The organism is Thiocystis minor, from assembly GCF_016653465.1.
Classification (GTDB): Bacteria; Pseudomonadota; Gammaproteobacteria; order Chromatiales; family Chromatiaceae; genus Chromatium; species Chromatium minus.
On record NZ_NHSQ01000170.1, the window covers coordinates 1 to 9,898 of the forward strand.

Here is a 9,898-nt window from a genome sequence, read left to right on the forward strand (position 1 = left end):
GCTTGTTACGTTCGATCCGGGGATCTTCCAGGGACGCAAAATGCTCAAGAAGGCTGGCTGACATGAGAAACTCCGATAGTCGTTTCTCGCGATCATCCGTCAACTACCCGAAAAACGGAATGTTTAAGCGCGCTCGCCCTGGGGGGAGTTTGATATTGCTAGACTTTTATTGAAAAATGGCGCTGTAACCGGAGTAGGAGATTATGAAACCGAGTTAGCTTTATATAATCCAGATGATGGACTATTAACCGAGTCCGGCTATAATAAATTAATAGAAAACTTGAGATGCGGGATTGATCCAGTAAATAAATTTGCGACTGAGAAGCAGGAAAAAATACATGTTTTTGGTAGAGGATGGATAAATCAGGAAGATCTATAAGAGAAAATAGGGACAGACCACGTTATTCTTGAATAGCGTCAAACTGAATCAAAGAATCGCCATTACGGTAGGGCGGCCAGTTACCTGACCGCCCCCGTACAGATCCCGGCGTGCGGAATTCCCGCACCGGGCTCCTCAGTGTGACTCGCTTCGCACATCAAGCGACCGTTTTGCTTTTGCTCAGAAGTCATGGCAGATGCGCGGGCGTGGGAGCTGGAAGACCTTCAGCAGATCGATGAGACCCTTCCAGGTGTAACTGCGCCGCTGACTGCGGCGATTCAGGATGTGATAGAGAATCCTGACCACCTGGTAGTGGAAGTCCCCCAGGCTCTCGTAGTTCCCGCGGATTCCATAGTATTGATAGTGTCCTCGCAACTTCGCGTTGAGTGTGGCGAAGAAGACCGCTTTGGGTAGCCGACAGTGCGTGCGACACCAGTTCCGTAGGCTCGCCAGTGCCGCACGGTATTTCTTGCGTGCGGTGCGACGCTTGATTGCCGGTTTGCCCCAGCGCCCGCGTCCCCAGCGAAACTCGAAACCCAGGAATTCAAAGGTGCCACTCGCCTTCCAGTGGGACGGACTGAACCGCAAGAGGTTCGTCTTCTCGTCTGCCACTTCCAAGCCATATTTTGCCAGCCGTGGACCGAGCACCCGATAGAAGCGCTCGGCATCGGCCTGATGCTCGAAAGCGCAGACGAAGTCGTCCGCATACCGACACAGAGACACCGCCCCTTGGCAGTGTGTCTTGACGGTGTCCTCGAACCAGATGTCCAGGGCATGATGGAGGTAGACGTTGGCGAGGATCGGTGAAATGACTCCACGGACACAAAAGGTAACTTCGCATTCGATCGAACGGTTGCGCTTGATCGCAGCCGATCCGTCCTTGACTTGCGCCATAAAAAGTAATACGCCTATGACATATGCCGCGCTCAACCGATTCGCAGAAGACGCAACGTCTCAACGCGGCCCATGGGTTGCTCGCACGCGGACTGAGCGTCGCGGAGGCTTGTGTGTCGTTGTCAGATCAATTCGCCATGTCGCGTCGCCAGGCCTACCGCTACGTGCAGGAGGCGCAGTCGCTGGCGGCCCCGCGAGCGCTCACCGAGCCGGCCATGGCGGTCACCTTCAAACTGCCGCCGAGCCTGGTCCAGGCGGTGCGCCAACGGGCTGCGGTCGATGGGACGACGCTCAGCGAGACGGTGGCGCGAGCATTGTCGACCTATCTTGGCGAGGCGGGCAGCCATGGCACGTAGGCGCGATCAGCGCCCTCTGGTGGTCGAGTTGGAATACCGTTTTGACCGTCTGCTCAGCCACAAGCTGGAGCAGGCTTACGCCATTCTGGTTCCTGGGCAAGCTCGCGCCATCGGCGCGGGGCCGCGGGTAAGGGAGCACAGCGATGAAGATGGCAGCGATCTACGCGCGGGTGTCCTCGGACAAGCAGCGGGAGGACAACACGATTACCAGTCAGACGGCGGCCCTGAAAGCCTTCGCCGTCGACCACGGATACGAAGTGCCTGAAGACTGGGTGTTCGAGGATGCGGGCTACAGCGGTGCGACACTGGTGCGCCCCGGCTTGGAGCGCCTGCGCGATCTCGCCGCCGAGGGTTACATTCAGGCGGTGCTGGTGCATGCCCCCGACCGTCTGAGCCGTAAGTATGCCTATCAGGTACTGCTGACCGAGGAACTCGCCCGTCACGGGGTCGAGACGGTGTTCCTCAAGGCACCGGCGTCGACGACACCGGAGGATCAACTTCTGGTGCAGTTCCAGGGGATGATTGCCGAATATGAACGGGCGCAGATCCTCGAGCGCTCCCGCCGTGGCAAGCGCCATCGCGCCCAAGCCGGCGAGGTGGGCGTGTTGAGCGCCGCCCCCTATGGCTACCGCTATGTCAAGAAGAGCGACGCGGCGCCGGCCCGATTCGAGATCAACACAGCCGAGGCCGAGGTGGTGCGTTTGATCTATGAGCACTACACCGTAGCGGGGCTTTCTATCGGCGCCATTGCTCGCTGGCTCAACGAGCAGGGGGTGCCCACGCGCCGTCAGGCGCCGCGCTGGGAGCGCTCCACGGTGTGGGGCATGCTGCGCAACCCTGCCTATCAAGGCCGCGCTTGCTTTGGCAAGACGCAGACGGCACCCCGCCAGCGGGTGACCCGGCCGCAGCGCCTCTCGGGGCGTTCCCGCCGCGGTGAGACGACCGCAACGGAGCGCTCGCGCGCCGAGTGGATTGAGATCCCGGTCCCCGCGCTGGTGTCCGAGGAGACGTTCGCGCTGGCGGCGCAGCGCCTCGCAGACAACAAACGCTTTGCGCCGCGGCGCACCATCGAGCCGAGCCTGGTCCAGGGGATGGTGTCCTGCAAGCACTGCGGCTATGCGTTGTCGCGCACCTCGACACGGAGCTCGGCGCGCATGATCCACTACTATCGCTGCATTGGTTCGGATGCCTGGCGACGTTTGGGCGGACCGCTCTGCCACAACCGCCCCATTCGCCAGGACTTGCTCGATGAGGTGGTCTGGACCGAGGTCATGCGCCTCTTGGAAGATCCGATCCTGATCACCAACGAGCTCGATCGACGCCTCGCGGCCGCCCAAGCCGCTGAGCCAAGCCGGCGGCAACAGGAGGCGCTCGAGCGTGAGCTGGTACGGGTGCGCAAGGCGATGGAGCGCTTGGTGATCGCCTATCAGGAAGAGCTCTTGTCGCTGGAGGAACTGCGCCGCCATCTGCCTGACCTGCGTCGGCGCGAACAGGGGATGAACGCACAATTGCACGCGCTCGCCGACCAGAGCGCAGAGCGCGCCGCCACCTTACGTCTGGCAGAGACCCTGTCGGCCTTTCTCGCACGTCTCCAGGCGCGCGCCCAGACCCTCGATATCCATGAGCGCCAACGCCTCGTGCGTCTGCTCGTCAAGGAGGTGCTGGTTGGTGAGAACACAATCGTCATTCGTCACTCGATTCCACTGCAGCATGCCTCCCCGTCAGACAGGAGTGACTCGATCCCTCCTCTTGAGGGGCCGAACCCCTCGGCGGACCAAAGTTACCTTTTGCGTCCGTGGAGTCACGATCCCGCCTTGTGGCGACCCCTCCTCGGGGAGCACCACCGTCCCGTCCGGCTCCATGATGCCCGCCTTCAGCCATTTGCGGATGAGCCGCAGGAAGGCTTTGTCGTCGATGCGTTGCGCCAGCAGTTCCAGGAGCGTGTCGTGTTCGAGATGATCGAAAAAGCCCCGGATGTCGGCTTCCACCAGATAATGGTATCGCCCACTGCGCAGTTTCGCGCTGAGATCACGCACCGCATCCAACGCTCCGCGTCCCGGTCGATATCCATAGCTGCAATCCAAGAAATCAGCTTCATAGATTGCTTCCAAAATTTTGCTCACTCCAATCTGTAGCAGTTTGTCTGCCACTGCCGGGATTCCCAAGGGCCTCAATTTCCCGTTGAGCTTGGGAATGTATCGTCTGAGCACGAGCTTGGCCCGATACCAGCCCCCGCGCACCGCTGCCGCCAGTCCTTCGACGTTGGCCTGCAAGTTCTCCTGATAGCTCCTGGCATCGAGTCGGTCGACGCCGCTCGCGGCGTGGTGGTTGACGAAACGCCAGCACCACAACAGAAACTCAACCGTCAGCAGTCCGAAGAGGTTGCCAAATCGATGGGCCTTGTCCGTTGCCGCTTTGTTCGCTATCGCCCGCAGGAAAGTTGGCTTCATGATCCGATCCGACATGTCCGGGTGAAGACTCCTGTGCGGGCTGCGTCACACTGCCGGCCCCTTCCCCATGCACACGGCTTTCCCGTGCTCGGAGTACTATGAGCCGGTCTGACTCCCCAACCGCTTCCAGCGTCCCTCCCTTCTCGGTCAGGATCGCCTCCCCGCTCGACTGGCTTCAGGCTTCGGTCTAATTCCGTGTCCGGGTTTCCCCTCGCGTGCCTCAGGAACCGCTTGCCATACCTCCGCCGTCGGGAGCCGTTGGGGTCTCCCAAGTTCTCGACGCTTCTCTTCTTACATGCCAGGCGCTCGGACCCCGGCAGACCCTTGGGACTCTCGCCGTGAACGAACCTTAGGGTGAGGTTTGTGTTCTCTGTTCTCTGCCTGGTTTCCCGGCAGTGCCACAAGATTTCGCCCGTCATTCGTTCGATCGAATCCTCTGTCTTGGCTTCCAGCACGTTAACGCTGTCGCCGTCTGCTCTTCTACTTTTCACGAGGCTGAAATCGCTTCAGGGTGGTGCGGACACCCCTCTGGCCTACAAGATTCTCTGTGTACGCTTCACCCCTGTTGTTCACGATGGCTTCAGTGTCCTTACCAAGGCGTCGCTATCCGCGAGAGGCGCAACACGCGATACGGGTGGGTGGCTAGCCCTTGCCCGAACGGGACTTGCACCCGGCAAGAAGCGCCAAGCTTCGCTTGGCGCACTAACGAATAAGGTTAGATCGTCCGAGCGGAGCGAGCGACGATCTGAACCGTTTGTTGGACGAACCCGTGATCGTGGCGATGTGGGGGGGGATAGAAAATAGCTTTTGCGCGACCAAGGGAGCGCCGGGCTTGCCGCCCGGCGAAGCGTGCGCATCGTGGTCGCTGTGGTTCGCCATTGCGGCGAATGTGGCGTCAGTCTGGCCTGAGCGGGCGATGGTGCCCGAGTTCAGGCCGAGCGTCGTCCTCGGCGCTTGGAAGCCGACCTTCAGAGAGTCGTTCTGTGGACGATGGTTACCGCACGACCGCCTCGCTCGCCTCAAGAAGGGGGGACGGTTGGCACGCTGAGCGGCTGCGGCGGAATTCGAGTCTGCACGATCTCCATGGCAGCCCCGCAGCACGGGCAGGTCAGTCGGGGGCGCGGCTTGAGCTGAGCGATCAGGCGCTTCGGGTCGAGTCCAAAGAGCCACTGCAGCAGGGCGATCAGGCGCTTACTATTTGAATGGAGAAACCCGTCATTGCGGGTGCGCCGGAACCCCTTGGGCAAGACATGCTGGAGCACCAGGGCGAGGAAGCGTGCCCCCGGCAGGGTGCGGTAGGCGACGCGCTTGCGCTTGGCATCGTGGTAGCGAAAGGTCACCTGACCGTTCTCGCAGGCAACGATGTCCTTCTCCTGGATGACGCCGCGATAGAGATAGCGTCCCAGATAGACCAGCGCCTTCTCGCCACGCCCGACGTTCTTGCAGTCGACAACCCAAGTACTGGGCACGCCTGCGGGCAGCGTCAGTCCCTCGGCAGCAATGCCCTCGAGCAGCTTGGCGCGGAAGACCTTGGCGAGGGCCTTGTGATTGAACAGATAGCCGCGCTTGGCGCTTTTGGTGCGCCACAGCTTCTTGTTCGGGTCGATGGCCGCGGCCGGTACCACCAGATGGACATGGGGGTGGAAATCAAGGCGGCGCGAATGAGTATGGAGCACCGCAATCGCCCCAGCCTCGCCCTGCAGGGCTTTTTCATTGTGCGCGAAGGTGCGCACCGTCTCCCAACTGGCGCGGATGAGGTGATCGTAGAGCCCTTGCTGGTTGGACCAGACGAGCGGGCGCAGCACCTCGGGAACGGTGAAGGTGACGAGGAAGTAGGTCGCCGGCACCTGCTTGGCGAGCTGACGCTCGATCCATTGCTGGCTCTCGTGGTGCTGACAGTGCGGACAGGCACGATGACCACAGGAATGCGGGATGAACTCGGCGTGGCCGCAATCCTCGCACTGTGCCCGCATCAGGGGGCTGGCCGAGGTCCGGCAGTTCTTCAGGGCGTGCAGGGCGTTGAGCTGACTGGGTAGGATCGCCTCGCCGGCCTGCGCCAGGTAGTCGGCCTCGAAGGTAGCGATGATCGTGGAGAGGATCATTTCACGCCTCTCCAGTCGACGGAGAAGCCGCTCATCAAGGCGTTGATCGCTTGCTCGGCGTTGCCGGTGGTCCGAGAGGTCAGGTGGGTATAGCGGGCGGTGGTGAGGATCGAGTGATGGCCGAGGATCTTCTGCACTTCCAGCAGATCGACGCCGGCCTCGATCAGATGTGTGGCATAGCTGTGCCGAAGGCTATGAGGGGTAATCTTTTTTTAAGCCCGCACCCCTCGACGACCTGGCGCAGGGTGACCTGCACACCGCCGCGATCAAGCGGCGTGGACGCCGTGGCGGCGGCCTTGAGTCCGCCCGCGCGATTGGGAAACAGCAGTACCGGGTTGCGATGGATCCGCCAGAAGCGACGCAGCAGTTCCAGCGTCCTGTCGGGCAGCGGCACCAACCGATCCTTGTTGCCCTTCCCCGCGCGGATGTGCACGCGCCGGCGCGCCGCATCGATATCGGCTACCGTCAGAGCCAACCCCTCGCCGAGGCGCAGCCCCAGGCTGTAGAGGGTGAAGAAGAAGACCCGGTAGCTGAGCGTGCGCGTCTCCTGAATCAGGCGCTGGGCCTCCGCGACGGTGACGATATCCGGCAGGCGCTGTCCCTTAGGCGGTTTGACGAGGTCGACGTTGACCCAAGGCTTGCGCAGCACGTGGGCGTAGAAGAACCTCAGTCCGTACAAGTCGAGCTTGACGGCACTCCAGGAGTGGGTTTCGAGCCGGTCGGTAAAGTACTCAAGCAGCTGTGGCTCGGACAGATCATCGATGCAGCCGTCAAAATAGGCGCCAATGGTGCGCACGGCGCGCGCGTAGGCGTCGACGGTCTTCGGCTGCAAGCCCTTGAGCCGAAGGTGCTTGAGATGCGCTTCGTAGTGGCGCTCGAAGCGCTCCTGACAGGATGCGGGCATGGTGATGTAACCTCTTGCGGTGGAACAGACGACCCCTCGCAGACGAGGGCGTGAGGTTACATTCTAAAGGCGACGACGCCGCAGGGGCTTTCTCCGCGTAGCGGCTCCGTCCAACAAACGGTTCAGATCGTCGCTCGCTCGAGTGGTACCGGGCGCGCTGGGAAATCGAACTGCTCTTTTTGGTGCTCAAGGAAGCCTGCCGCGTCGAGGCCCTGCAACTGGGCACCATGGCCCGTCTCGAACGCGCCCTGGCGCTGTTCCTGGTGGTGAGTTGGCGTATCGCCCGCTTGATGCGCCTGGGGCGCACCGTCCCCGATCTGGACGCGGGCTTGTTGCTGGAAACCGAGGAATGGCAGGCGGCGTACATTCTGGCCAAGAAGCCCATCCCCAAGGAGCCGCCGCGGCTCAACGAGGTGATGCGACTGATCGCCCGCCTTGGCGGGTTTCTCGGTCGCAAAGGCGATGGCGAGCCCGGGTTGAAAACCATCTGGCTGGGAATGCAGCGCATCATGGACTTCGCGGCTGGGGTCAAATATGCCAGGGAAGTGTCGGACACGTAGAGTTGTGTGTAATGGGATGGCTTCAATGGCTTCGCGCACCCCCGCGACCGAATGGGCGGACAGGTTGTCCCAGACGACGATGTCGCCCGCCGCCAAGGTCGGGCAGAGAAATTCTGTCACATAGGCCAAAAACAACGGTCCCGTCATCGCCCCGGCGGTCACCATCGGCGCCATCAGCCCGGCTTGGCGTACCGCCAAGACCAGGGTGGAGGTCTGCCAATGACCTTGCGGCACCGTGCCCCGGACGCGCTCACCGCGTGGTCCCCAGCCCCACTCCCGGACCATCGCCGTGTGCAACCCGGTTTCATCCACGAACACCAGGCGAGCCGGATCCCAGAGCGGTTGCAGTGCCTGCCAGTACGCCCGTTCCAGGCTCACGTCCGGGCGCTCCTGTTCAGCCGCCTTCAGGGTTTTTTTGAACGTCAGGCCCAGGCGCTTCAGGTGATACCACAAAGTGGAAAGGGCGACCGACAGCCCCAACCCGTCCCGCAGTTCCTCTAACGTGGTGTCGGGCTTGGCCTGCAACTGGGCACAGACCCGCTCACTGTGTGCCGCCAGAAGCGGTTGACGCCCCCCAGCATGGGGTTTCGGCGCCACCGTGCCACGCTCGCGGCGGCGCTGTTTCAGTTTCTCGATAAACGATTCGCTCACGGCAAAGCGCTTCGCCACCGCCGCCGCTCGCTCACCCTGATCACAGGCCGCGATCACCCGTTCCCGCAAATCGCTTGAATACGCTTTCGGCATTAGCATTCCCCAGACAAGATCGCCAGCTCCCTGAGACGCTCTTCGGCCCTCAGAATTCCAGACAGCCGTCATGAAAATGCTCTAGCAGCCTGTCGGACTTTCCCGCTGCCGAGCGGCATTGCTGTCGGTAGAATAGGCGCATCACCCCTGGGATGCCTGAGCCGATGAGTCGCTTCCGCCCGATCAACCGTGAGATCGACTTCTTGCTGCCGCCCTCGGTGCAGGACTGGCTGCCCGAAGGACACTTGGCTCGTGACGTCGTCGAGGTGGTGGAGGGGCTGGATCTCCGCGAGTTGGAGCGGGCCTATGCCGGGCGCGGCAGTGCGCCCTATCACCCGGCCACCTTGCTGTCACTGTTGATCTACGGGTATGCCACGGGCTGCTTTTCCAGCCGCAAGATTGAGCGGGCGACCTATGACTCCTTGGCGTTTCGCTTCATCGCCGCCAACACCCATCCCGATCACGATACGCTCGCCACCTTCCAGAAGCGTTTTGCCAAGGAGTTCGAGGCGACCTTTGTTCAGGTGTTGCAGATCGCCCGCGAGAACCAGCTCAGCCGCTTCGGCACCGTCAGTCTGGACGGAACCAAGCTTCACGCTAATGCCAGCCGCCACCGCGCCCTCTCCTATGGGCATGCCGAAGAACTCGAAGCGCAACTGAAGGCTGAAGTCCAGGAACTGCTGACGTTGGCCGAAGCGGCCGATGGCACCAACCTCCCCGACGGCATGAGCCTGCCCGACGAACTCAAACGCCGCGCGGATCGCTTGGCCGCCATCGCCGCCGCCAAGGTCAAGATCGAAGCCCGCGCGGCGGAACGCTTTGCCCGCGAGCAGGCCGAGCATGAGGCCAAACTCGCCGCGCGGGCGGCCAAAGCTGCCGCGCGTGGCCGCCAACCAGGCGGCAAACCGCCCGCGCCACCGACTCCTGGTCCGCGTCCCCACGATCAGATCAACCTCACCGATGAGGAATCCCGCATCATGCCGGTCACCGGTGGCGGCTTTGAGCAGTGCTATAACGCCCAAGCGCTGGTCGACACCGAGACCCTGCTGGTGGTCATTCCGCAGGTCACGCAGGCGACCAACGACAAACAACAGATCGCCCCGATGTTGGAGCGCCTCGCCGCGCTTCCCGAAGACCTTCCCCCGCCCAAGCAACTGACCGCCGATACTGGCTTCTTTAGTGCGGCTAACGTCGTGGCTTGCGAAAGCGCCAGCATCGAGCCGCTGATCGCCATCCAACGCGATGAACACCATCCCCATTGGTCGGAGCGCTTCGCGAACCCCCCGGCTCCGCCACCCGAGGCGACACCGGTCGAGCGCATGGCCCATCGGCTCCGGACCCCCAAAGGCCGTGCAACCTATGCCCTGCGCAAGCAAACCGTTGAACCGGTCTTCGGCATCATCAAATCCGTGATGGGATGTCGTCAGTTTCTCACGCGCGGTCTGGACAACGTGCGTCACGAATGGAACCTGGTCTGCCTAGCGTGGCACCTCAAACGCATGGCCGTCT

The 9,898-nt window shown here is 62.1% G+C and carries 6 protein-coding genes and 4 pseudogenes; 4 read left to right on the forward strand and 6 right to left on the reverse strand.

From position 1 onward, the window contains the following. Positions 1-559 precede the first annotated feature (559 nt). Positions 560-1,273 carry a reverse transcriptase domain-containing protein gene (locus CCR95_RS22470; RefSeq protein WP_201098677.1) on the reverse strand — a complete coding sequence of 238 codons (714 nt, stop codon included), beginning with the start codon at positions 1,271-1,273 and terminating at the stop codon, positions 560-562. 137 nt (positions 1,274-1,410) lie between these two features. Between CCR95_RS22470 and CCR95_RS22475 the strand changes: the two genes are divergently transcribed. After that, positions 1,411-1,629 carry a hypothetical protein gene (locus CCR95_RS22475; RefSeq protein WP_242523434.1) on the forward strand — a complete coding sequence of 73 codons (219 nt, stop codon included), beginning with the start codon at positions 1,411-1,413 and terminating at the stop codon, positions 1,627-1,629. A gap of 149 nt (positions 1,630-1,778) precedes the next feature. Next, positions 1,779-2,888, forward strand: a pseudogene (locus tag CCR95_RS22480) (recombinase family protein); the annotation flags it as partial. A gap of 462 nt (positions 2,889-3,350) precedes the next feature. Here CCR95_RS22480 and CCR95_RS22485 read toward each other — a convergent pair. The 4 genes and pseudogenes from CCR95_RS22485 to CCR95_RS22500 all read right to left on the reverse strand — a co-directional run. Beyond that, positions 3,351-4,094, reverse strand: a complete 744-nt coding sequence (locus tag CCR95_RS22485; protein ID WP_338115480.1) for a reverse transcriptase domain-containing protein — start codon at positions 4,092-4,094, stop codon at positions 3,351-3,353. Between the two features lie 1,004 nt (positions 4,095-5,098). Next, positions 5,099-6,181 carry an IS91 family transposase gene (locus CCR95_RS22490; protein WP_201098681.1) on the reverse strand — a complete coding sequence of 361 codons (1,083 nt, stop codon included), beginning with the start codon at positions 6,179-6,181 and terminating at the stop codon, positions 5,099-5,101. Next, a complete protein-coding gene (locus CCR95_RS26165) occupies positions 6,178-6,318 on the reverse strand; it encodes a hypothetical protein (protein WP_338115481.1) in 141 nt (46 codons plus the stop codon). Before CCR95_RS26165 ends, CCR95_RS22490 begins: the two co-directional genes overlap by 4 nt. Then, positions 6,319-7,085: pseudogene (locus tag CCR95_RS22500) on the reverse strand (tyrosine-type recombinase/integrase); the annotation flags it as partial. It abuts the gene before it with no gap. Between the two features lie 137 nt (positions 7,086-7,222). On the opposite strand from CCR95_RS22500, the pseudogene CCR95_RS22505 reads away from it, so the two are divergent. Further along, a pseudogene (locus CCR95_RS22505) lies at positions 7,223-7,645 on the forward strand (IS4 family transposase); the annotation flags it as partial. A gap of 24 nt (positions 7,646-7,669) precedes the next feature. On the opposite strand, the pseudogene CCR95_RS25635 reads toward CCR95_RS22505, so the two are convergent. Continuing rightward, positions 7,670-8,461 (reverse strand): annotated as a pseudogene (locus tag CCR95_RS25635) (IS630 family transposase); the annotation flags it as partial. A gap of 92 nt (positions 8,462-8,553) precedes the next feature. Between CCR95_RS25635 and CCR95_RS22510 the strand changes: the two are divergent. Then, the coding region (locus tag CCR95_RS22510) for a transposase (protein WP_201098685.1) at positions 8,554-9,898 on the forward strand (1,345 nt) is incomplete at its 3' end.